This window comes from Campylobacter portucalensis (assembly GCF_009690845.1).
GTDB lineage: Bacteria > Campylobacterota > Campylobacteria > Campylobacterales > Campylobacteraceae > Campylobacter_B > Campylobacter_B portucalensis.
The window spans coordinates 1-24,343 of the sequence record NZ_VWSJ01000024.1 but is presented as its reverse complement, the minus strand read 5'-3'; the positions used below and the strand labels follow the sequence as shown (position 1 = coordinate 24,343).

General features: G+C 28.4%; 25 protein-coding genes. 17 read left to right on the top strand and 8 right to left on the bottom strand.

Going from position 1 to position 24,343, the window contains the following annotated elements; genetic code table 11:
• Positions 1–25: 25 nt before the first annotated feature.
• The 12 genes from F1B92_RS06295 to murG all read left to right on the top strand — a co-directional run bounded on the left by F1B92_RS06295 (position 26) and on the right by murG (position 13,691).
• A complete protein-coding gene (locus tag F1B92_RS06295) occupies positions 26–1,543 on the top strand; it encodes a hypothetical protein (RefSeq protein ID WP_154571016.1) in 1,518 nt (505 codons plus the stop codon).
• The gene (locus F1B92_RS06290) at positions 1,543–2,184 is read left to right on the top strand and encodes a hypothetical protein (protein WP_154571015.1); all 642 of its coding nucleotides are present in this window, start codon (positions 1,543–1,545) and stop codon (positions 2,182–2,184) included. The genes F1B92_RS06295 and F1B92_RS06290 overlap by 1 nt, the downstream gene beginning before the upstream one ends.
• Positions 2,181–2,579 (top strand): hypothetical protein, encoded by a 399-nt coding sequence (locus F1B92_RS06285; protein ID WP_229770955.1) that lies wholly within the window; start codon positions 2,181–2,183, stop codon positions 2,577–2,579. Before F1B92_RS06290 ends, F1B92_RS06285 begins: the two co-directional genes overlap by 4 nt.
• Positions 2,557–4,056, top strand: coding sequence for a pilus (MSHA type) biogenesis protein MshL (gene mshL / locus F1B92_RS06280; RefSeq protein ID WP_154571013.1), 1,500 nt, complete (start codon positions 2,557–2,559; stop codon positions 4,054–4,056). The genes F1B92_RS06285 and mshL overlap by 23 nt, the downstream gene beginning before the upstream one ends.
• On the top strand, positions 4,049–4,873 hold the full coding sequence (locus F1B92_RS06275; RefSeq protein WP_154571012.1) for an ATP-binding protein: 825 nt from the start codon (positions 4,049–4,051) through the stop codon (positions 4,871–4,873). Before mshL ends, F1B92_RS06275 begins: the two co-directional genes overlap by 8 nt.
• Positions 4,866–5,687 (top strand): tetratricopeptide repeat protein, encoded by an 822-nt coding sequence (locus F1B92_RS06270; protein WP_154571011.1) that lies wholly within the window; start codon positions 4,866–4,868, stop codon positions 5,685–5,687. The genes F1B92_RS06275 and F1B92_RS06270 overlap by 8 nt, the downstream gene beginning before the upstream one ends.
• Positions 5,684–6,226 (top strand): hypothetical protein, encoded by a 543-nt coding sequence (locus tag F1B92_RS06265; protein WP_154571010.1) that lies wholly within the window; start codon positions 5,684–5,686, stop codon positions 6,224–6,226. Before F1B92_RS06270 ends, F1B92_RS06265 begins: the two co-directional genes overlap by 4 nt.
• Positions 6,227–7,981, top strand: a complete 1,755-nt coding sequence (locus tag F1B92_RS06260) for a GspE/PulE family protein (RefSeq protein WP_154571009.1) — start codon at positions 6,227–6,229, stop codon at positions 7,979–7,981.
• Entirely contained in the window at positions 7,978–9,225 is a 1,248-nt protein-coding gene (locus F1B92_RS06255; protein WP_154571008.1) for a type II secretion system F family protein, read from the top strand. The genes F1B92_RS06260 and F1B92_RS06255 overlap by 4 nt, the downstream gene beginning before the upstream one ends.
• 158 nt (positions 9,226–9,383) lie before the next feature.
• On the top strand, positions 9,384–11,510 hold the full coding sequence (locus F1B92_RS06250; RefSeq protein ID WP_154571007.1) for an FtsK/SpoIIIE family DNA translocase: 2,127 nt from the start codon (positions 9,384–9,386) through the stop codon (positions 11,508–11,510).
• Positions 11,507–12,655 carry an FtsW/RodA/SpoVE family cell cycle protein gene (locus F1B92_RS06245; RefSeq protein ID WP_154571006.1) on the top strand — a complete coding sequence of 383 codons (1,149 nt, stop codon included), beginning with the start codon at positions 11,507–11,509 and terminating at the stop codon, positions 12,653–12,655. Before F1B92_RS06250 ends, F1B92_RS06245 begins: the two co-directional genes overlap by 4 nt.
• 13 nt (positions 12,656–12,668) lie before the next feature.
• Complete coding sequence (gene murG, locus F1B92_RS06240) at positions 12,669–13,691, top strand: undecaprenyldiphospho-muramoylpentapeptide beta-N-acetylglucosaminyltransferase (RefSeq protein ID WP_154571005.1); 1,023 nt, start codon at positions 12,669–12,671, stop codon at positions 13,689–13,691.
• 339 nt (positions 13,692–14,030) lie between these two features.
• On the opposite strand, the gene F1B92_RS06235 is transcribed toward murG, so the two are convergent.
• The 8 genes from F1B92_RS06235 to folD form a co-directional block, all read right to left on the bottom strand.
• The gene (locus F1B92_RS06235; protein ID WP_195836307.1) at positions 14,031–14,624 is read right to left on the bottom strand and encodes a DedA family protein; all 594 of its coding nucleotides are present in this window, start codon (positions 14,622–14,624) and stop codon (positions 14,031–14,033) included.
• A 295-nt stretch (positions 14,625–14,919) separates the two neighbouring features.
• Positions 14,920–16,023 carry a redox-regulated ATPase YchF gene (ychF, locus tag F1B92_RS06230; protein ID WP_154571040.1) on the bottom strand — a complete coding sequence of 368 codons (1,104 nt, stop codon included), beginning with the start codon at positions 16,021–16,023 and terminating at the stop codon, positions 14,920–14,922.
• Positions 16,023–17,489 carry a leucyl aminopeptidase gene (locus F1B92_RS06225; RefSeq protein WP_154571004.1) on the bottom strand — a complete coding sequence of 489 codons (1,467 nt, stop codon included), beginning with the start codon at positions 17,487–17,489 and terminating at the stop codon, positions 16,023–16,025. The genes ychF and F1B92_RS06225 overlap by 1 nt, the downstream gene beginning before the upstream one ends.
• Positions 17,479–18,081 carry a DedA family protein gene (locus F1B92_RS06220; protein WP_154571003.1) on the bottom strand — a complete coding sequence of 201 codons (603 nt, stop codon included), beginning with the start codon at positions 18,079–18,081 and terminating at the stop codon, positions 17,479–17,481. Before F1B92_RS06220 ends, F1B92_RS06225 begins: the two co-directional genes overlap by 11 nt.
• A complete protein-coding gene (apt, locus tag F1B92_RS06215) occupies positions 18,082–18,630 on the bottom strand; it encodes an adenine phosphoribosyltransferase (protein WP_154571002.1) in 549 nt (182 codons plus the stop codon).
• Positions 18,630–19,073 (bottom strand): ribose 5-phosphate isomerase B, encoded by a 444-nt coding sequence (rpiB, locus tag F1B92_RS06210; protein ID WP_154571001.1) that lies wholly within the window; start codon positions 19,071–19,073, stop codon positions 18,630–18,632. Before rpiB ends, apt begins: the two co-directional genes overlap by 1 nt.
• A gap of 2 nt (positions 19,074–19,075) precedes the next feature.
• On the bottom strand, positions 19,076–19,915 hold the full coding sequence (lepB, locus tag F1B92_RS06205) for a signal peptidase I (RefSeq protein ID WP_154571000.1): 840 nt from the start codon (positions 19,913–19,915) through the stop codon (positions 19,076–19,078).
• Complete coding sequence (folD, locus tag F1B92_RS06200) at positions 19,912–20,766, bottom strand: bifunctional methylenetetrahydrofolate dehydrogenase/methenyltetrahydrofolate cyclohydrolase FolD (RefSeq protein ID WP_154570999.1); 855 nt, start codon at positions 20,764–20,766, stop codon at positions 19,912–19,914. The genes lepB and folD overlap by 4 nt, the downstream gene beginning before the upstream one ends.
• A 136-nt stretch (positions 20,767–20,902) precedes the next feature.
• Between folD and F1B92_RS06195 the strand changes: the two genes are divergently transcribed.
• From F1B92_RS06195 to F1B92_RS06175, 5 genes are all read left to right on the top strand, one after another.
• A complete protein-coding gene (locus F1B92_RS06195) occupies positions 20,903–21,271 on the top strand; it encodes a c-type cytochrome (protein WP_154570998.1) in 369 nt (122 codons plus the stop codon).
• Complete coding sequence (gene hemL / locus F1B92_RS06190; RefSeq protein WP_154570997.1) at positions 21,261–22,535, top strand: glutamate-1-semialdehyde 2,1-aminomutase; 1,275 nt, start codon at positions 21,261–21,263, stop codon at positions 22,533–22,535. The genes F1B92_RS06195 and hemL overlap by 11 nt, the downstream gene beginning before the upstream one ends.
• The gene (locus tag F1B92_RS06185) at positions 22,532–22,864 is read left to right on the top strand and encodes an AtpZ/AtpI family protein (RefSeq protein ID WP_154570996.1); all 333 of its coding nucleotides are present in this window, start codon (positions 22,532–22,534) and stop codon (positions 22,862–22,864) included. Before hemL ends, F1B92_RS06185 begins: the two co-directional genes overlap by 4 nt.
• On the top strand, positions 22,855–23,268 hold the full coding sequence (locus F1B92_RS06180) for a hypothetical protein (protein WP_195836301.1): 414 nt from the start codon (positions 22,855–22,857) through the stop codon (positions 23,266–23,268). Before F1B92_RS06185 ends, F1B92_RS06180 begins: the two co-directional genes overlap by 10 nt.
• A gap of 352 nt (positions 23,269–23,620) precedes the next feature.
• On the top strand, positions 23,621–24,343 hold a 723-nt coding region (locus F1B92_RS06175), incomplete at its 3' end, for a hypothetical protein (protein WP_154570994.1).

The window sequence follows — 24,343 nt, the reverse complement described above, 5'->3', positions numbered from 1 at the left end:
TTTTTAGCTATGGAAATGGATCGAAATGGCAAAGACTAAGCATAATGCTTCTATTGTTTCTATAAATAGAGTAACTGGAAATACTTTTGTACTTTCTGGTAATGAAATTGCTAAATACGATATTCTAAAAAAAGGTAAATCAAAAGAGTTTTACATATCTTATTTAGAGTATAGAGATATAGCAACATCCAATGTTGATATAAACAGAACAGTACCAGATGAAGAGATAATGGACGCTATAGTTCTAAAAACTTATGAAGAGTTATCTTTAGAACCAGATGGTGATTATAAAATCAACTATATGGAGTCTCAGACAGTAAATAGCGACACTAGACTTTATAATGTATTTGTTATTAATAACGCTATATTAAAAAATGAATTAGCTGAGATAGCAAAAAATACTAAATATATTGATTATGTTGGAGCAATTCCGTTTTTATTTGGTTCGCTCTATAAAAGAAATATCCTAGCACCCAATGATGTTGAATGTTTCTTATATCTTCAAATGGATGATGCTTTTTTGGTTATTTATAATAATGGTGAATATTTTGAGTCTAGATCTATTAGATATAATTTATCTTTTATTTATGATAAATTTTGTGAAAAATTAGGAAATAGAATAGATTCTCACATATTTTTTGAAAATTTAAAAAATCACGGCTTAGAGCTTGATAATGATTTGGAAAGAGATATTTTAATACAAATTTTTGATGATATGTCATTTTATTTAGGCGATATGATTACAAGTTTAAGTAGAATTAACAACATAAATATTAAAACAATATATGTTGGTAGTGATTTGGGTGTCATAAAAGGGATTGATATTTTTGTAGAAGATAGAATAGGGCTTAATTATAAAGATTTAGATTTTTCTGTAGCATTAAATCAAAAGGATTTTAGCGATTTAACTCAAATTGATGTTTTGATGATGCTATCAGCTCAAGACTATCTGCAAGATAAGAATGATGATTTTAATTACTCTCCATATCTAAGACCACCACCTTTAAGCCAAAGAAGTAGTGGAAAACTTTTTGGTATTATTTTTGCTGTTTTGGTTGCTGGTTTAGCATATCCTACTTATCAATACACGCATGGATATTTAATGCAAAAAGAAACTGAAGAAAAAACAGCTGAATTTACAGAAAAAGATGCAGAGAGAAGTAGGGTTAACGATATTTTAAACAGTATTTCTAAACAGATAGCAGATATTCAAAAAGATATAGAAAAAGAGGATAAAGTATTAGTAGATAGGGAAAATAAACTAAATGCTATGTATGATAAAAAAGTTAATTACCCTATGAAAAGTTTTGCCATTTATGATATAACAAAGCTTACAACAAATAGAGACGGTATGATACATTCTATAAAAAATACGGATAGTAATTTAACTTTTTCTGTTAGGACAAAGACAGAGAAAAAAATGACCGAGCTTTTAAGGGATATTAGTCTCACTGGAGGGTATTCTGTAGACACTAAATCAATCATATTAGATGAAAATCAAACTATCTCTTATGAGAGCAATATTAGCATAAGGATGAAATAATGGAAAATTACTTAGATAAAATAGACGCCTATTTTGCTTCAAAAAATGCAAATGAATCACAGATAGTTATGTTTGGTGTTGGTGCCTTGGTTTTTTTGTTGGTCTATTTTTTAGCTTTTGATCCAGCTGAAGAGTATTTTAATACACAACAATCAAATTTAACAGATATTACTACTAAATTAAATGATGTGGATGCTTTTTTGGCTACAAATGGGGATTCCAAAACTGGCGTAAAGGTTATGGAGGCTAGACAAAATTTACAAAATACAAAGGATAAATTTGAATTAAAAGTTAAGCTCAATGAGTACTTTAATAGAAAACTTCTAGAAGTCTCATCAGTCACTTATAATGAAAAAAATTGGGCTAAATTTTTAGATTCTTTAACTACAGAAGCAGTAGAAAATGATGTTAAAATCAAATCTATTTATAGTGCTCCTCTTGATATTACTTCCGGCGAGGTTCAAGCGATGTTGAATGTAGAATTAAACATAGAAAGTGGGTTTTACAATACCTTAAAATATATAAATTCTATAGAAGAATCACAAATGGTTGTAGATGTTAATGGGCTAGATATTAATAATACTAATGGCGTTTTAAATAGTAATATTAAAATTTCTGTATGGGGGATAAAATATCAATGAAAAAAATAGCGTTTTGTACTTTAATTTGCTCTATTTCTTTATCTGCTGTAGAGTTACCTGATATGTCTGAGTATGATAATAAATTTAGCAATCTTCAAAAAACTAGAGTTGGCTTAAGTGATAGAGATATTTTGTCGCTTACAAATCCTTTTATACCTAAGGTTAGTGAAAATAACCAGACTACTCAAGATAGCGATTTAATCGGTAAAAATTTAGAGGCTATTATATTAAATAGTGCTAAGATTAATGGCGTTTGGTATAAACTGGGAGATAGTATAGGTTCTTATGAGCTTGTTAATATAAAAAATAAAAGCGTCATAATAAAAAACAAAGAAAAAGAGTTAGAATTAAAATTAAATCAAGGAAATAAAAATGTTGTTATCACATATAAATAAAAAATTTGCGTTTTGCGTATTGTTGACACTTTCATCTCTGTCTTTAAACGCTTCTGAAACTTGTGAAAAAAAAGCTTTAGATATTACTACAAACAGTGTTGTAACTTTAAATGAAATTTTAGTTCAGTTATCAAATGATTGTAAATTTAGTATGGTTGTTAAAGATCAAATCGCCTCTGAAGAACTTTTGAAAAACATAAATGGTATCAATATCAAAAATAAATCTCTGTTAGAAATTTTTAATATTTTAATTAGTGGAAACAATTTAAACTATACATTCAAAAATGGAACTTTAATCATTTCAGCTCTTCAAACTAAAACTTTTAAGATAGACTATATAACAGGAGTTAGAGAAGGAACTGCAAATATGAAAGCATCAACTGACTCATCACCTTTTAAAGCAAATACTAGCAGAGAAGCTAAGGGTATGGAAGACAATATGATATCTACTGTTGAAAAATTTAACTTTTGGGAAAATATATCAAAAGAGATTGCTGGAATTTTAAATAATGGAACTGAAAAATACCAAGCTATAGAACCCATCATAAATCAAAATGCAGGTTTAATCACGGTAACTGGCATGAAATCCCAAATCAATAGAGTTCAAAAATATATAGATGATATGCAAAAAAGACTTAAAAGACAAGTTATGTTGGATGTAAATATTATTGAAGTTAGATTGAAAAATGGCTATAGCAAGGGTGTTGATTGGTCTAAGTTTGATATCGGATTTAATAGTTATCTAAATAAAAATCCAAACGATTTATTATTTGGTTTTGGAGGAGGTGAGGGCAGAAAGAGTTTTTTAGATAGTTTTAGTAATGGTGTTTGGACAGCAAGGGGAGGTTTAAATGTTTCTCTTAATATCGATGGAGTTATAAATTTTCTAGAAACAAAAGGTAAAACTAAAACCATATCAAGCCCAAAAGTTATGACTCTAAATAATCAACAAGCACTCATATCTGTAGGCTCTGTAATTAATTATAAACTAGAAAAATCCAATAAAGATAAAAATGGTGAAACGGAGAGTGGTGAAGAACAATATTCTTTATTTTTAGGAATTTTGCTAAATATAACTCCTGAAATTTCAGATGATAATAAAATTATGCTTAGAATAAATCCAAGCATTAGTAGTTTTAAGTATGAAAAAGACGATCAACACCAACTTTCTGGTCGTAAAATAGCTCCAGATACTTTAGAAAGAAAGCTTTCAACTGTTATAACAGTAAATGATGGGGATACTATAATACTAGGCGGTATGATAGGTCAATCTAATGCAAAAGATAATAATAATGTGCCTGTTTTAGGATCCATTCCAGTAATTGGAAACTTATTTAAAAGCTCAAAAGATCTTTTAGAAACTACCGAGTTAGTTTTTATAATTACACCTAGAATTATGGATATGAGTAAAGATTACAATATGCTTGATTCATTAAAAGAATTAGGTTTTTCTAAGTCGCTTTACAATCATGAATAACGAGTATTCTTTGATAAAAGATATTTTTGTCGAGAGAGATGGGGTTATTGACTTTGTTAATCTCGACAAATCCACTCTTGCTTATCATAAAATTTTAAGTGCTCTTCAAAAGCCTTTAAAACTTATACTTTTTTATGGAAAGCCTGGTAGCGGAAAGACTTTTTTACTAAACAAAATAAAACAAGATTTAGAAAAAAAAGTAAAAGTTGTTTTTATTCCTCAACCGTTTTTTGATGAAAAAGAGTTTTTTAACGAGCTTTATTTTCAAATTTTTAATAAAAGAAGTAGGTTTAAGATAGAAAATTATGAAGCTTTTATAAGAATTTACAGAGATTTTGTTAGTAAAAATACTCAAGATGATAATCAAGTTGTAATACTTTTAGATGAAGCTCAGCTCTATCCACCAAATTTAATAGAAAAAATTAGATTGATGGCAGATACTAGGCTTTTTAAATTTCTTTTTACTGTTCATAAAACTGATGAAGAAGATGTTTTAGCAAAAGATTACTTTAAAACTAGAATTTGGTCAAGCATCGAACTACCAAATTCAACGTTGATTGAATTAAAGCTTTATATAGAAAAAAAACTTTTTTTTCATAAATTTCATCAATACTATTTAATGTATAGCGATGATAATTTTGATTTAATATATAGTTTAACAGACGGAAATTTGAGAAATTTAAATAAACTTTTGTATAAATTATATGAAATTTTTGAATATTATGAGGCAAATAAACCAACAGAAATAAGTGCAACTAATATCAATTCGAAGCTTATTGAGATGGCAGCCATTAGTGCAGGACTTATAGATGCTTGAACATTTTGAAATAAATGAATTAGAAAAAAGATGGGAAAATTATAATAATAGCAAAAAAAAAGCTAAATTTAATTTTAATAAAGTTACTGGTTTTAGGCTAGATAACACTGTGATTTTTCTTTTGGTTTTAATTTTTTCTGGTTTTGGAGCTATTATTTGGATTTTTTTTAGCAAAGATGATGTTGTTATAAATTTACCTCCACAAAAAGAGCTTCAAAATTTAGAGAAAAATATCACAAATGAAAAAGTTGTAAAATCTAATGAAGCAGAAAATAGAGGTATTTTAAAGTTAAATGATGTAGGTATTGACGTTAGCGTTGATACTGGTGGTTTTAATCTCAATACATATGAAAATAATCAAAACAAACCTAAAGAGGATAAAAAATTTAGCACTATACCAAAGGATGAGATAATTGATTTTGGAAATCCGCCATCACCACCTAAATCTTTATCGGTTTCAAAAAAGCAATCAAAATCTCAAGAACAAGCTAAGATTACGATAAAAACTAGTTCTTTAAAAGCAAAAGAGCAAAATTTAGAAGATAAATTTAACTCAACTCACGACATCAAATACTCTTTAATGATTTCTGAAGAAGCTTATGAAAAAAAAGATTATGAAAAAGCCATAAAATGGGCTTTAATATCAAATGATATAGATAAAAAAAATGTAAAAAGTTGGGTGTTTTTTGCAAAAGCAAGCTATAAGAAAGGTGATGTCAAGAATGCACTGTTAGCACTTCAGCATTTCAATAAAATAAATCCAAGTAAAGAGGTTGATGATTTGATTAAAAAGATAAAAGCGGGTAATTTATGAGTCGAATTTTTTTAATGGTATTTTTAGTTTTTGATATTTTATTTTCGCTTGATATTTATGATATAAAAAATTTAAATGACATGGGACGGTATAATAGAATTTGCCAAGATAATGTAAGGCAATTTTTTGTAAAAAATCAAGATGAAGTTGTGGCAAATATATATGCAAATGCTTGTCTAAAAATGGATAAAATAAATGAGTTGATAATTCCAATAGTTATGCTTTATAAAACTCAAGAGAGTAGAGAAAATGCTGCTCTTTACACAACTATACTTTTTCAAAAAAAGATGCTTTATTTAGCTCTTGTAGATGGTGTTGATATCAGCTATATTAAGACACCAAAGATTAACTATATCTTATCAGAAGTGTTTGATAAATTTGTTGCTAAAGATTATGTGTTAAAAGATAATGTTTATCATATAAATTTAGATGAAACAAAAAAGGCTGATTTATTTATTAAGGATGAAAGCGGTATTAAGCAATTAGTTATTAATATTTATAAAAATGGAAAAATTTCTTCAATTAAAAGGTATTGGTAAATGGAAAATATAGCAGATTATATAGTAAATTTTTTAATTAAAAATGGCAAATTACCTCAAAATGTAAAAGATGAAATTTATGAAAAAATGGATATAGGTTTAACTCTAGGAGAGGTTTTAATAGGTGATAACTATATTACTGAAGCAGAATTTGCTTTTATGCTTACTGATTTATATAAAGTGGGCAAAATTACAATAGAAGAAATTCATGATAATTTCTTTATAGAAAAAGCTGTTTTTTTAGAAATTTTTGCAAAAAAGTACAATTTAACTTATATAAATTTAAACGAAATAGATATTGATTATAGAATTTCAGAAAAAGTATCTTTAAATCAGCTAAAAAAATACGGAGCTTTACCGATAAAACAAGATGATTTAAATATATATGTAGCTTTTATAGATCCTTTTGATGTAAATTCTCAAGATAGAATTCAAGCCCTTTTTAATAGAAAACTCTTAAAAGTAGTTATTAGCGATAAAGAACAGATCAAAAAATACTTAGCAAAGTTAGAATTAACGGAGAGCGTTAAAACTATGATTGCTGATATTAGAAACGAGTTATCAAATAGTTCAAATTTGGGAGATAGCGACGGTAGTGAGAGTTCTGGGATTTTAAAACTAATAGAAACTATAATAAAACAATCTATTGTTTTAAAGGGGAGCGATATTCACATTGAACCAACCGAGACAAATTGTATTGTTAGAGCCAGAATTGATGGTATGCTAACTGAAATTTTTATTTTTGATAAAGATATATATTCGCCTCTTATTTCTAGATTAAAACTTTTATCAAATTTAGACATTGCAGAAAAAAGACGCCCTCAAGATGGTAGATTTTCTTTAATGGTTGGAGATAGAGAGTATGATTTTCGTATTTCAACTCTACCTATAATCAATGGCGAATCGGTTGTTATGAGAATTTTGGATAAATCAAAGGTTTTAATAAGTCTTGAAAAATTAGGTATGCATCCTGAGACATTTAAAAGATTTAATCAAGGAATGAATGCTCCATATGGTATTGTTTTGGTTACTGGACCAACTGGTAGCGGTAAAACAACCACTCTTTATGCTGCTTTAAATGATATGAAAGATGTCGCAACCAAGATAATTACTGTTGAAGATCCTGTTGAGTATCAATTAAATATGATTCAACAAGTTCACGTTAATGAAAAAGCTGGTCTTACTTTTGCTGGAGCTTTAAGATCTATTCTTCGTCAAGATCCAGATGTTATAATGATAGGTGAGATTAGAGATCAAGAAACTCTTAGAATCGCTATACAAGCAGCACTTACAGGACACTTAGTATTTTCTACATTGCACACAAACGATGCAATTAGTGCAATTCCAAGAATGGTTGATATGGGGATAGAATCATATCTTATAAGTGGTTCTGTTATGGCTATAGAAGCACAAAGGCTAGTTAGAAGATTATGTCCTCACTGTAAACAACCTACAAATTTACCATCAAAAATACTTGATGATATATCAAAATACCTTCCAGAAAAATACACGTTTTTTAAACCTGTTGGTTGTGATAAATGTGCTCAAAGTGGATACTCTGGAAGAGAGATGATAAGTGAGGTTTTGTTTGTGAGTGATAAAATTCAAAGTTTAATTGCTTCTGGCGGTTCAAAGGATGAAATTAAAAAAGTTGCTTATGAGGAGGGGTTTATAGATATGTTTCACGATGGTATAATAAGGGCTGCTAAGGGTAGCACTAGTGTTGAAGAAATTTACAGGGTGGCAAAAGAATGAAAAATTTTGAAGTAGAATATATAAAAAATGGCAAGCGTCAAAAGATGTTTTTAAAAGCAAATGATAAAATTTCAGCTCAAAACATCATAAAAAATCAAAAAAGTGGAACGATTGTGAAGGTTAAAGAGAGCAAATCTTTGCCTATTTCAGAGCAATTTTCATCCATTAAAGATCAAATAATTAAAGTTCTTGGCGGTGGAGGCAAGGTTAAAACTCCAAATTTAGTAGCGGCTGTTAGGCAGCTCGCCGTTATGACAAATGCTGGAATTTCTATACATGATAGTATTAAAGAGGTTGCAAATTCATCGGAAGATAAGAGATTAAAAGATATTTTTTCTGTTATGAATGATGATTTAAACTCAGGTCTTGGTCTTACTGAATCGGTTGAAAAATTTAGAAGCGAACTTGGCGATATATTTGTGGCTATGATAAATTTGGGTGAAAATACGGGTAATATGGCAGATGCTTTAAAGAAACTAGCTGCTATGTTGCAAGGTGTTTGGGACAATCAGCAAAAATTTAAAAAAGCTATGCGTTATCCAATCACGATTATAGTTGCCATATCTGTGGCTTTTGTGGTTTTGATGCTATATGTTGTTCCAAAATTTAAAGAAATTTTTGATGAGCTTGGTGCAGATCTTCCGCTTCCTACAAAATTTCTTTTTAGTATTGAAAATATTTTGAGTAATTATGGATTTGTAGTTTTAGGGATTATAATTTTTATTATTATAGCCTTTAAATATTTGTATAAAAGAAATCTTGAGTTTAAAAAGGGTTGGGATAGGATAGTTTTGAAAATTTATTTAATTGGTAATATTATATTTTTCTCCACAATGTCAAGATTTACTTTGATTTTTACAGAACTTGTAAAATCTGGTATTCCTATTGCAGATGCTTTAGACACTGCTATAAAAATGGTAGATAATTATACCTTAAAATTAAAATTATCAACTGTTAAAATCGCTGTTCAACAAGGCGTTAGCTTGACTGATGCTTTTAGAAATACTGAGCTTTTTGAAAGTATGCTTATACAGATGATTAGTGCAGGTGAACAAAGTGGTAGTTTAGATTCTATGCTTGGCAATGTTTCTGATTATTATAAGATGAAATTTGATGATATTATTGACAATATTTCAAGTTACGTTGAACCGATACTTCTATTTTTCATGGCAGGTATGATTTTACTACTTGCACTTGGAATTTTCATGCCTATGTGGGATCTTGGCAAAGCAGTTAAAAGTTAAAAGAATTTGGGTAAATTTACCCAAATTCCATATTTTTATGGTAAAATACTGCGTTTAATTTAAATTAAGGTTGTGGTATTTTACGAGAAATTTTATTTATTATTTTTGTTGGAATTTTTGTTTTTTTAGAGCTATCAACTATATCTTTAAGTCCTGCTATGGTTGGGAGTTTTGGCGTTGCTATTGGTAAATTTAATATCTTTATTTTTGGATATTTAGCTTATATTTATCCAATCATATCTATATGGCTTATTTATTTTGTATTTAAATATCTCAAGAGAATAAATTTTAGATTTTTTGAATTTTGTGTTGGATTTTTGCTTTTATTTTTAGCACTATTAATAGCTCAAGCTAATATTTTTTCAAATTTTAAAGGATTTATAGGTTCATCCATAGAATCTAGTTTAAAAGATATTATAGGAAGTATAGGAATATGGGTATTTTTAAGTGTTATTTTTGTGCTTTCTTTTATGCTTATTTTTGAAGAAAAAAGTATAAATTTAATAAAAAAAGCTTTTATTGTAAAAAATAAAAATTTAGAAATAAACTTAAATCAAGATCAAATAAACTCATTGAATGATGAAAGTTTTATAAAAGAGAGCGTGGAGATACAAAATTTAATTGATGATAAAAATTTAAATTGTAGCGTAGATAATCTAAATTTAAAAGAAGATAGTGTTTGTCAGGATTTAAACATTAAAACAGATAAAGAAAATTTAGATATTAAAAATCAGCAAGATTTGGACATTAAAAAAGATGAAAATAAAATAAAAATAGATAATCAAAAACCGCAAAAATTAAAAAATGTAGAGCATTTAAAAGAAGTTCCTGAAAATAAGCAATTATTAGAGCAAATAGAGCAGGGCGGAGCAAAGCAAGTTAGCGATTTTAAACTACCTCCACTTGAATTTTTAAAAGATTCTCCTAAAAAGGTAAAAAATATAGATGAGAGTGAAATAGATCAAAAAATTTATGATCTTCTTGATAAGCTTCGTAAATTTAAAATAGATGGCGATGTTGTTAGAACGTATTCTGGACCTGTGGTTACTACTTTTGAATTTAGACCAGCAGCTCACATAAAAGTAAGTAAAATTTTAACTCTACAAGATGATTTAGCTATGGCTTTGAGGGCAAAAACCATTAGAATTCAAGCACCAATCCCTGGAAAAGATGTAGTTGGTATAGAAATTCCAAATCAAAACATACAAACCATCTATCTAAAAGAAGTTTTAGAAAGCGATATATTTAAAAATGCCTCTAGTTCTCTAACTATAGCACTTGGCAAAGATATAGTTGGTCAGCCTTTTATTACAGATCTTAAAAAATTACCACATTTACTTATAGCAGGAACTACAGGTAGCGGAAAAAGTGTAGGAATTAATGCTATGCTTTTAAGTTTATTATATAGAAATTCGCCAAAAACTCTAAAATTTATAATGATAGATCCAAAGATGCTTGAATTTAGTATTTATGATAACATCCCTCATCTTCTTACACCAGTTATTACTAATCCTAAAAAAGCAGTTATAGCTCTTTCAAATTTAGTCGGTGAGATGGAAAGAAGATATACGATAATGGCAAAAACAAGAACTAAAAATATTGAAAATTTCAATCAAAAAGCTAAAGAGCTTGGAGAGGAAATTTTGCCATATATTGTAGTGATTATAGATGAGTTGGCTGATTTGATGATGACGAGCGGAAAGGATGTTGAGTTTTATATAGCAAGACTTGCACAAATGGCAAGAGCTAGTGGAATTCATTTGATTGTAGCTACGCAAAGACCAAGTGCTGATGTTTTAACAGGACTTATTAAAACAAATTTACCTTCAAGAATCAGTTATAGAGTAGGGCAAAAAATAGATAGCAGGATAATTTTAGATCAAATGGGAGCGGAGAGTTTGCTTGGTCGTGGAGATATGCTTTTTACTCCTCCATCAAGTCCTGGAATTATTAGGCTTCATGCACCTTTTGCAAGCGAAGATGAGATTATAAAGGTAGTTGAGTTTTTAAAATCTCAAGAAACTGCTGTTTATGACGAGAAATTTTTAGCAGAAGAAAATACTCAGTTAAATTCTGATTTTAATGAGGATAATTTAGAACTTGATCCTCTTTATGAAAAGGCAAAAGAGATTGTCTTAAGTGATAACAAAACTTCTATTAGCTATATCCAAAGAAGGTTAAATATCGGATACAATAAAGCAGCCACACTTGTAGAGCAATTAGAAATTACTGGTGTTTTGAGTCAGCCAAATGCTAAAGGTCAAAGAGAGATTTTAAATCGATGAGAGTAGATAAAACTCTTTTTTTTATGAGTGTTTTTTTGATTTCAATTGGTATTGTTTTTTCTCTATCTCTTAGTGCTTACGTTGTGCTATATTTAGAATTTGAGAACAAATTACGTTTTTTTTATATGCAATTAGTTGTTGGTGTTGTTGGTATTTGTTTGATGTGGGGAATTTCTCAAATAAGGTCAAATTTATCACTAACTAGAATAGGTAATGGAATATTTTTAATATCCTTTATTGGTATGATTATTTTACCATTTGTTGCAAGTGAAATAAATGGTGCCGTAAGATGGTTTAAGATAGCTGGTTTTTCATTGTCTCCGGTTGAATTTTTTAAAGTTGGTTTTATATATTTTTTAGCTTGGAGTTTTACAAGAAAAATAGATAAAACTCCAAAACCTTTTTTAAAAGAATTAATTATTTTAGTGCCATATAGTATATTATTTTTGTTGATTATTTATATGATAGCTGTATTTCAAAAAGACTTAGGGCAAGTTATTGTGCTTTTTGGAGTTTTGTTTGTTATGATGATAAGTGCTGGAACTAATTGGAGAATTTGGGGTGGTGGAGTTTTTTTTGCTATATTTTTAATATATATTTTTATAATTACTAGTGATCATAGAATTAAACGCTTTACTTCTTGGTGGATAGGTGTTCAAGATACGGTTCTTGCTTTTTTGCCTGAGGATAAAGTTGGTAAATTTTACATACAAAGTCATGAGGCTCCAAATCAAATTTCAAACTCAATTAGTGCTATTAGTAATGGTGGTATGTTTGGGAAAGGTATTGGACTTGGGGCGTTTAAACTTGGGTTTTTAAGTGAAGTTCATACAGATTTTGTTTTAGCTGGTATAGCAGAAGAGATTGGATTTATTGGAGTTGCTTTTTTAAGTTTTATTTTTTTATTTATGATTTATATAATTTTTATGATTGCTGAAAAATCAAAATCTAATAATGTTCATTATCTATTTTGTATAGGCATTGGATTTATGTTTTTATTATCATTTATGATAAATTCTTATGGAATTACTTCAATTTTTCCTGTTAAAGGATTGGCGGTGCCTTTTATAAGTTATGGCGGATCTCATTTGCTAGCATCTTGTTTGGCAATGGGTTTTGTATTGGCTATATATAAAAAAAATTAGAATCGAGATAAAAATGAATATAGTTGTTACAGGCGGTGGCACTGGAGGACATTTAGTGATTGCAAAATCATTAGGCATAGAGCTTAAAAAACGTGGTATTGATGCTATTTTTATAGGTTCTTTAAATGGTCAAGATAAATTTTGGTTTGAAAATAGTGATATATTTTTAAAAACATATTTTTTAAAAAGTAGCGGCGTTGTAAATAAAAAAGGCTTTTCAAAAATAAAATCTATATTAAACATACTAAAACTTTCATTTGAGTGTAAAAAAATTTTTAAAGATTTTAATGTAAAAGCTGTTATTAGTGTGGGTGGATATAGTGCTGCAGCTGCTTCTTTTGGGGCTTTTATGAGTAGATTGCCACTTTTTATACATGAACAAAATGCACAAATTGGTAAATTAAATAAAATTTTAAAACCATTTTCAAAAGCATTTTATAGTTCTTATTACAAGCCATTTTTTCCATATCCTATAAGAGATGAATTTTTTAATAAATCAAGAATTAGAAAAGAATTGAAAAAAATTTTATTTTTAGGTGGTTCTGGGGGTGCTAAATTTATTAATGATTTGGCTTTAAATTTAGCCAAAAATTTGAATCAAAATAATATAAAAATAATTCATCAAAGCGGATTAAAAGATTATGATAGGGTTTGTGAGTTTTACTCTAAAAATAATATACAAGCAGATGTTTTTGCATTTAGTGATGAACTTGCAAACAAGATGCAAAAAGCTGATTTGTGCATCAGTAGAAGTGGTGCAAGTTCGCTTTGGGAGCTTTGTGCAAATGGTTTGCCTAGTATCTTTATACCGTTTCCATTTGCAGCAAATGATCATCAATTTTTAAATGCTAAATTTTTAAAAGATCAAAATTTAAGTAAAATTTTTAGACAAGAAAATATAAACGAGAGTAAAATTTTAGATGAAATTTTAAATTATGATTTAGAAAACATTAGTCTTGGTTTGATGAAAATTTCAAATAAAAATGGTGCTAAAACCATCATTGACGATATTCTTAATCATATAAATTTTAAATAAAAGCTAAATTTATCAATAATTTATTAATATTTATTTTTAGCTCAATAAAAACTTAAACTCTAGTTATAATTTTTTATAAAAAGGTTTAAAATTAATGCAACACTTTGACTCTAAAACCAATATAAGATAAAACACAAAATGTCTTTTTTGTAGGTGGTGGCTTTAAAAGAAAAAATGAGTTTGCAAATGATATAATAAGGGGATTGAAATTTTAAGGATTATAACATAAAAATTAATAAAAAATCTTATTTTATATTTAAAAGTGCTAGTTTTGACATTATGCTAAAATAGCAAATAAAAATTATATTAAACTTATTAAATTTTGCTGAGTCTATGTTATTATTTAGATTTTTTTATGAAATATAAAATAAAACTAAAAATAACAAAAACAAAAACAATCAAAGTAATAATATGAAGTTTTTGCTTTAAAGCTTCTTCATTTGCACCTAAAAAATATCCAATAGCAATCAGTATCGCTACCCAAATTCCAGCTCCTAAAGTTGTAAATATTGAAAATCTTATCAAATTCATCTTCGCAAGTCCAGCAGGAAGGCTTATATATTGTCTAATTCCAGGTATTAAACGACAATTAAAAGTAGAAATCTCGCCATGTTTATCAAAAAATGCTTCAAATTTTGCCATTTTTTCTTGAGTGATTCTAATATATTTTCCATACTTTTTTATTAAATTTCTACCAAAAAAGAAGCATAAAAAGTAATTAAATAAAGCACCCATTAAACTTCCAAAAGTTCCTGTAAGCCAGGCAATAAAAATATTCATTTTACCTTGAGAAGCCAAATATCCAGCAGGAATCATTGCAACCTCGCTAGGAAAAGGAAAAAATGTGCTCTCTAAAAACATCATAAAAAATATCCCTAAATATCCCCAGCTATCAACTAAATTTATTATAAATTTAATAAAATTATGCAGCAATTCGCTCAAATTTACCCCCCCCCAACTCAATTAAGACTCAATTATATAATATTTTCTTTAATATATTTTTTATTATTAATCTAATAATTTTATCAAACATATAATTTTAAGAGTTGCAAGATTAAAAATTAGGTTTAAATAAAAATTAAAATTCTATAATATTATAAACATCATTTATTAAATAAATTGCTTTATAAATTTGAGTTTATAAAATGGTAAATTTTTAAAGTTAATTACTCTAAATTTTGATAAGTAAGTTTAAAATTACACGATAAAAATTTAGGGAATTTCATCCCTAAACATTGAATCTAAAGTGCATGACATCGCCATCTTGAACGACATAATCCTTTCCTTCAAGTCGCATTTTTCCAGCTTCTTTTGCTCCAGCTTCTCCGCCACAATTTACAAAATCATCATAACTTATAACTTCAGCTCTAATAAAGCCTTTTTCAAAGTCATTGTGAATAACACTTGCTGCTTTTGGTGCTTTGTAACCTTTTTTAATCGTCCAAGCTCTAACTTCAATAACTCCAGCTGTAAAATAGCTTATTAAATTTAGCTTAGTAAATGCTGTTTTTATGATATTATCAAGTCCGCTTTGGCTTGCCCCAAGACTTTCTAACATCTCTTTTGCTTCATTTTCGTCTAATCCGATTAGCTCTTCTTCTATCTTAGCACAAAGCTTGATGACAACTCTATTGTTTTTATTAGCATACTCTTGCACAGCTTTAACATATTTATTATCTTCAAGGATGCTATCTTCATCTACATTTACAGCATAAATAATATCTTTTGCCGAAAGGAGTCTTAGCTCTTTATTTAAATCTTCAAAAATTTGAGTATTAAACTCATCAAAACTAGAAGCACTCTCTCCATTGCTTAAATGTTCTAAAAGCTTAATTGCCATATCTTGTAGTTCTTTTGCACCTTTTTTATTGGCTTTTACATCTTTTGATAATCTTTCAATCTTTTTTTCAAGTTGTTCCATATCGGCTAGGATAAGCTCATTTTCAATTATGTTTATATCACGAATTGGATCAACCTTGCCCTCAACATGGGTGATGTTTTCATCATCAAAACATCTAACAATGTGTAAAATAATCTCAGTTTCTCTGATATTGGATAAAAATTTATTTCCAAGCCCTTCACCCTTGCTAGCACCCTTTACAAGTCCTGCAATATCTACAAATTCAATTACAGAGTGCTGAATTTTATTAGGATTTACTATTTTTGCAAGCTCATTTAGACGACTATCTAGTACAGGTACGATTGCTTTATTTGGCTCAATCGTGCAAAATGGATAGTTTTGTGCTTCAGCGTTTTGTGCTTTAGTAAGAGCGTTAAAAGTGGTTGATTTGCCTACGTTTGGAAGCCCTACGATACCAACAGCTAGTCCCATTATTCGCACCCACACTCTTTTGATAATCCAAGCAAATAGTATAAATTCGCTCTAACTCCAGCACCAGTTGCACCATAATTATTATATCCCCATGATTTTTCTAAATATGCAGGTCCTGCTATATCAAGATGCATCCACTTATCTTTATACTCATTTTTTATGAAATGATCTAGGAAAATTCCAGCTGTTGTTGTTCCTCCGTATCTACTTGCTGAAGTGTTTGAGATATCAGCGATTTTGCTTTTTACAAGCTCTCTTAAGTAGTCATTAAATTCTAAAATCGTCATTAGCTCACCACTATCTTTTATTTGATCTTTATACTCTTTTTTTAGCTCTTCATTATTTCCTAAAAGTCCAATTGTAAATTCTCCAAGCCCAACTACGCAAGCCCCTGTTAAAGTTGCCATATCTATCAACAAATCAGGTTTAAAATCTTGTGCATAACTTAGCACATCAGCTAAAACTAGTCTTCCTTCAGCATCAGTGTTTCTAACTTCTACACTTACTCCACTTCTTGTAATTAAAATATCATCAGGTTTATAAGCATTTCCACCTATCATATTTTCAGTTGCACCGATGATTGAGTGGATTTCAAAAGGAAGCTCTAACTCAGCAGCTCCTTTTATGATCCCCATAACAGCCATCGCTCCGCTTTTATCACACTTCATAGTTAGCATATAATCACTTGGTTTTAAACTAAGTCCGCCGCTATCGTAAGTTAAGCCTTTGCCAACAAAAATTACTCTTTTTTTAGACTCTTTTTTTGGAGTATATTTTAAGTGTATTAAATAAGGCTCATGAACGCTAGCTCTATTTACAGCTAAAAAAGCATTCATATTCTCTTTTTGCAAGAAATTCTTACCGTGAATCTTGCACTCAATCCTCTCATACCTACTAGCTAAAATTTCAGCTTCTTCTGCCATTTTTTTAGGGGTATAGATTTCAGGAATTTCATTTACTCCTTTTTTTGCAAAATTTGTGGCTCTTGCTATAATATCACCTTGTTTTACGCCTAAATTTGCTTTTTCAAATTTTATAGTTTTATCGCTATACTCATCTGTGGATATGTAAATTTCATTTAGGTTATATTTTGTTTTTTCACTTTTATATTTATCAAACTCATATGAACTTAAAATAAAACCCTCAGTCATAGCTTGATAAGTTTTTTTAGTGCAATTTGAATTCTTATATGTTGCAATTTTTACACTTTTTATATTATAGTTTTTTAAAGCGTGATAAATTTTACTCATTGCAAGCCTAAGCTTATCATATTCAATCTCCTTTATGCCTACATAAATTCTTTTACTCTCAGGCAAAACCAAAATACCATCACCTTTATAGTTTAAAACATCAAATTTATCCTTATCTTTTATAAATTTATGATCTAAATCTTTATTTACAATCAAAATCGCTTCAAAATCAGCACTGATATCATCGATTTTTTTATCAAATAATTCAACTTTCATATTTTTCCTTTCTATTGTTTAAAAATTTATTTTCTAGTTTTTTAAAAGCATAAAAAATCAATCCAAAAAATACTAAAATAAGAGGAATAGCTATATACCAATGTTTTTCTACCAAACTAACAAATTCCCAAATTTCATCACCAAAATACCAAGCTAAAATTATCGTAATAGCAGCCCAGCACCAAGCACTTATTAAATTTATAAATAGATATTTTGTTGAATTAAATCGTGTAATTCCAATACTCATAGGAATTATTATCCTAAATCCATACATATATCTTTGTATAAATATTATCATTGAGCCATATTGATTTAACATAAGATGAGCGATTGCAAATTTTCTTTTTTGTTTTATGAGTTTTTTTGTTATGTATTTTTTATTATATCTTCCCATATAAAAATAAATTTGATCGCCAACAAAAGCCCCAATTCCAGATATAAAAATACTCATAGGTAAATTTATAAGTCCAGCATGAGCCATTACTCCAGCTACAATAAGTGCTAATTCTCCTTCTAAAATACACCATAAAAACAGTATTATATAAGCATAATCATGATATTTAAATAATAATTCTTTTAAAAATTCTTCCATTTAAACCTCTAAAATAGAGTAAATTTCAGTCATATTTTTTATCTCATTACTGCCGCCTAAGTTTTTTAAATCTATCAAAAAACATGCCTCTATACATTTTGCATTAGTTTGATTTATGAGTTGAATAGAGGCTTTTGCGGTGCCTCCTGTAGCTATTAAATCATCTATTAATAAAACTTTTGCGTCTTTAATATGCGAAAAAGCATCGATATGAATTTGAACCTCATCAATTCCGTATTCTAAGCTATATTTTTGTGAGATTGTGATATGTGGAAGTTTTTTAGGTTTTCTAATAGGAACAAATGGAACTTCTAGCTTTGCACTAAGTGCTGCTCCAAATATAAATCCACGACTCTCAATTCCTGCTATAAAATCAAGATTATAGTTCTTATATCTTTTTTCTAAATGATTCATTAAAAAATTAAAAGCATCTTTGTTATTTAAAAGAGTTGTTATATCTCGAAATAAAATCCCAGGTTTAGGAAAGTCTTTTATTGTTCTTATTGAATTTAACAAATACAACTCTTCATCTTTTGTAAGTTTATGCATTACGATTCCTTCGATAGTTTTAAAACTCTATTTTTATGCCTATTGCCTGCAAATTCTGTATTAAAAAATACCTCACACATTTTTTTTGCTAAATTTTCATCAACAACCCTAGCACCAAATGCCAATACATTTGCATCATTATGTTCTCTTGCAAGAGTTGCGGTATTTTCATTATGACATAAAGCACATCTTATATTTTTATCTCTATTTGCGGCTATACTTATACCAATGCCTGTTCCGCATATCAAAACACCATAAAATTTACTATTTTTTTTAACTTCATTTGTTAATTTATAAGCAAAATCAGGATAATCCACACTATTTAATGAATCTGTTCCTAAATCTATAACTTCAAAATTTAAACTTTCTAAAAATTCCTTGCAAGTTTTTTTAATATCTACTCCAGCATGATCGCTTGCAATATAAATTTTTTCAACGATCATAATTAGTCCTTTTGCTTATATATAAATTTTTCATCATTTTCCAAGGTATCAACAAATCTTCCAATTCTTTCCCATCTAACTTTTTTATCTTTATCCCAACTAAAATATACAAACCAAGGCTTTCCAACTATAAATTTATATGGCACCGTTCCCCAAAATCGGCTATCATCTGAGTGATTTCTATTATCTCCTATCATAAAAAACTCATCTTTTGGTACTTTTATATAGTATGCATTAAATTCAAGATTGCTATCTAAATCTGGAAGTTCTTGAATTTTAATCGGCGACATTGCAAACTTATTTTTAAATAAGCTATGTAGAGTAAGTGGAAGCAAATCCACGCTTTCATCATAACTTATGCCTTTATTTTTATAAGGCTCTTTTACAAATTTTTTACCATTTAAAATAACAACATCATCTTTATCATAATTTTCATCTATAAATTTATCCCCCTCATACGGTCTTAAATACATAGAATTTATATTATATACTACTTCATCTCCACCAACTGCAAAGTTTCTTTTAACAAAATGGATTTTTTTATCTAGTGGATATCTAAAAACAACTATATCCCCGCGTGCTGGTCTTTTTCCTTGAATGATATGCCCATCATCATTAAAATCAGGTAATACAGGAATTTCTATCCAAGGAATATGAGGAGTAGGAATTCCATAACTATATTTTTTAACAAACAAAAAATCCCCTATCAAAAGTGAGTTTTTCATAGATCCGCTTGGAATTACAAAGGCTTGAGCAAAGAAAAATATTATAAATAAAACAATTATAATAGTTCCAGTCCAAGTTCCTGAGAAATTGTAAATTTTAATTAATTTATTTTTCATTTTTTCTCTTTTAAAAAGTTTTTAGTTGAAATTATTGTGTTATTTAAAAGCATTGCTATTGTCATTGGTCCAACTCCGCCTGGAACAGGGGTGATAAATGAAGCTTTTTCTTTTAAATTTTCAAAGTCTGCGTCTCCAACTAAACGCCCATCATCAAGGCGATTAATCCCTACATCAATCACAATAGCACCATCTTTTACCATATCAGCCTTTAAAAAATTTGGAATGCCAATTGCAACAACAATAATATCAGCATTTTTTGTATAAAAATCTAAATTTTTAGTTTTACTATGAGTTATGGTTACGGTTGCGTTTTCTTTTAAAAGCAAATTTGCCATCGGTTTTCCAACGATATTGCTTCTACCAATTACAACTGCATTTTTACCAGATATATCAATTTCATACTCTTTTAAAAGCCTTATAACTCCAGCAGGAGTGCAAGATACAAAGCCATCAAGTGCAATTGAGAGTTTGCCAACATTTATTGGATGAAAACCATCTACATCTTTTTTTGGATCAATTTTTTCAATGATTTTATTCTCATCAATATGTTTTGGAAGTGGAAGTTGAACTAAGATGCCGTGAATTTTATCATCTTTATTTAATTCATCAATTAAATTTAAAAGCTCATCCTCGGTAGTTGAGGCAGGAAGTGTTTTTTTAACGGAGTAAATTTCACACATTTTACAAGCTTTTTCTTTTGAATTTACGTATGTAAGGCTAGCTTTATCATCTCCAACCAAAATCACAGCAAGACCTGGCTTTATACCTAAATTTGCTAAATTTATAGCTTCATTTTTAACTTCATCTTTTACTTTGCTACTAATGTTTTTTCCATCTATTAATATCATAAAAATCCTTTTAAAATTAAAATCTGTATGATAACTAAAATTTACATAAAAAATCTTGAATTTTTTATAAATTTTAAAGATTTATCTAAATTTAAACACTTAAGTTGTATTATTGCATAAAAATTTAAGGTTTTTTATGAAAAAAGTATTTGTTTTATTGATTGTGTTTATTAAATTTTTATTTGCAGATAGCTTTATAACTGATGTTGAGTATGGCAAAATGCTTTATAAAAATCCACGCGGAATAGGTTGTAATAAATGCCACGGTGCAAAAGGCGAGGGCGGCATAATAGCCACTTATAAAGAATTAAATAAAATAGATAGAAAAAAATATAATAAAAATTTAGTCGCACCTGCGATTAATGAATTAGATCCACAAGAATTTGCAGATGGAGTTTTAAAATCAAATAAAATAATGCCGATGTATTTTTTAACAAAAGATGAAATAATAGCGATTTATAAATATTTAAAAATATCAAATAAGGAGAGTAAAAATGACAAATAAAAACGAGTTTTTAGAAGCACAAAAATTTATACCAGGTGGAGTAAATTCTCCAGTTAGAGCGTTTATAAATGTTGGAAGTGAGCCATTTATAGTTGAAAAAGGAGATGGGGCTTATATTTATGATGTTGAGGGGAATAAATATCTTGATTTTGTTCAAAGCTGGGGACCACTTCTTTTTGGGCATTGTGATGAGGATATTGAAAATGCAGTTATAAGTACAGCTAAAAAAGGACTTAGTTTTGGAGCACCTTCGCCTCTTGAGACAAAACTAGCTAAGCTTATTTTAGATGATTTTAACTACATTGATAAGATTAGGTTTGTTTCAAGTGGAACAGAAGCAACTATGAGTGCGATTCGTCTTGCAAGAGGATATAGTAAAAAAGATGGAATTATAAAATTTGAAGGGTGTTATCACGGACATAGTGATAGTTTGCTAGTTAAAGCAGGAAGTGGGGCTACGACTTTTGGAACAACTAGTAGCGCTGGAGTTCCTAAAGATATAGCAAAACATACTTTTGTTGCGACTTATAATGATATTGAAAGTGTGAAAAATATTTTAAAAGAAAATAAAGATATAGGAACTATTATAATTGAACCAATTGCTGGAAATATGGGGCTTGTTCCAAGTAAAAAAGAGTTTTTAGATGAACTTCGTCAAATTTGTGATGAAAATAAAATAGTTTTAATTTTAGACGAGGTTATGAGCGGATATAGAGCAAGTGCTTTAGGAAGTTACGAATTTTATAAAATAAAAGCTGATATTATAACTTTTGGTAAGGTTATAGGTGGTGGATTAAACGCTGCAGCTTTTGCAGGAAAAAAAGAGATAATGGATAATCTAAGTCCATTAGGGGGTGTTTATCAAGCTGGAACTTTAAGTGGAAATCCAGTAGCTATGGCAGCAGGAATTGCAAGTTTAACAAAGATAAAAAATAGTCCCAATTTATATAAAAACCTTGAAAATTTAGCTATCAAATTTACAAACGGACTTAAAGATATAGCTAGTAAAAATAAAATTCCTTTACAAATTTGTGTTAGAGGATCTATGTTTGGATACTTTTTTACTGACAAAGAGGTTTTAAATTTTAAAGACGCACTAACATCAAATTTAGATATTTTTTCTAAATTTCATACAGGAATGATAAATGAAGGCGTTTTCTTAGCTCCATCTCAGTTTGAAACAGGGTTTATTTGCTCTAAAATGAGTGAAGAAGATATTGATTTTGCTTTAAATAAAGCACAAAAAGTAATGGATAATTTATGAAAATAACAAAAAATTTAAATGATGTAGCAAAATCTGCTGATGGACTAAGTCTTGTAATTTCTGTTGTAGTTGCAATTTTAATAGGTGTAGGGCTAGGAAATTGGATTGTTAATTTAACAGGTATTAAATTATTTTTTTGGATATTTTTATTTGTTGGGATTGCTGCTGGATTTTTAAATATATATAAAGCCTTTAAATCTCAGCAAAAAGATTTAAAAGATTTAGAAAGCGATATAAAATATCAAAAATACAAAGAGCTTTTAGATAGCAAGAAAAAAGATGATTGGGCTGATGATGAGTGGGATAAGGAAGATAGAAAGTGGGATTGATAAGAATTTATATAATTTGTGATATTTTTATAATCTTCATATCATTTTTTATTGGTAAATATGCCGTTTTAAATTCTCAAATTTCATTTCTTTTAGCTATGTTTATATCTTATTCATCATATAATAGCTATAAAAAAATGATAAGTAAAGAAATTTTAAGTAAAAAATATGATTATTTAGCAGATATTAAAGACGATATAGAAGAAAAACAAGAAAAGCCAGCACTTTTTAAAAGTAGAATTACATTTTTTTCTCCTTTAAAAATGGTAGGATATTTTATTTTAGGAGTTAGTTTTTATCTGCTTTGTAAATTTGGGCTAATAAATTCTTTTGCATTTTTGCTTGGAATTTTTCCGCTTCCTATTGGATCGATAATTTATGGATTGTTGTATGCAAAATCCTAAATTTAGTGATTCTTCTATATAAAAAGGCTTTAAAATTTACGATAAATCAGCTAAATCTATACAATTAAGCATAAATGTAAATTTTTAAAGCTTTAAAACTTGTAGCTTTATATATTTAAAAATAAAATACAAAATTTCAAAAACTTATTATAGCCTCTTGAAATTTAAAAACAAAATTATTCAAAAGCTTGATTTTAAGCTCTCTAAATTTAGTAAACATCTTATTTAAAGCTACCATCATCTAAATTTATATCATTTTAATAACAATTTCCACCATTTTTCTAAAATTTCAGCCAACTTTAAGGGGGGGGGGTAAAATTACAATTAAATTTTATTTCAATAAGGAGAAAAAATGAAAAAATCTTTTAGATGTTTTAAATTTATAGCTTTAGTTGCCACTTTTGGCTTTAGTTCTACTTTAATGGGGAGTAAACTTGAAGGAATACCTGCACCGCATAAACCAATACTTGGTGTTCAAAGTTTTAAAGCCTCTAAAATTCTTAGTTTAAAAGAAGAGGCAAAAACACTTAATCAAGCAATGGATAAATTGGGAGATTTGAATGCTAGTTTAAAATATCCAACTGATATTGGCGTCCCATTTGTAAGTATAACAGAATTAATTGAAGATGGTCTTTCGGATCTTGAAAAACAGTTAGAAAGACAAAATAGAAGAATCAAGAAAAATAAAAAAGAACTTAGAAAAGAAATGGCTGATATGGCTTTAACAATCGAACAAGCCTTGGAAGAAAAAACAGATGCAATGCTAGAAAATGATTTAAATCTTGAAAATGGTTTAAAAAATTTAAAAGAAGAAGCAAACAAGGTCTTTGATAAATTTAATGAAAAAACTACAAAATTAGAATCAAAAGTAGCAAATTTAGATAATGATATAATTTTTGCAAATCAAGCAATATCGGCAAATATAAAAGATATTAAAGTCAATAAGTCAGATATACAAAAAAATATTAGATCAATCTCAAATTTAACATCTATTGTTGAAACCAATACAAATAATATCACTAAAAACACAAAAAACATAGAAAACCTAAAAGTTTCAACAGATCAAAAAATCAAC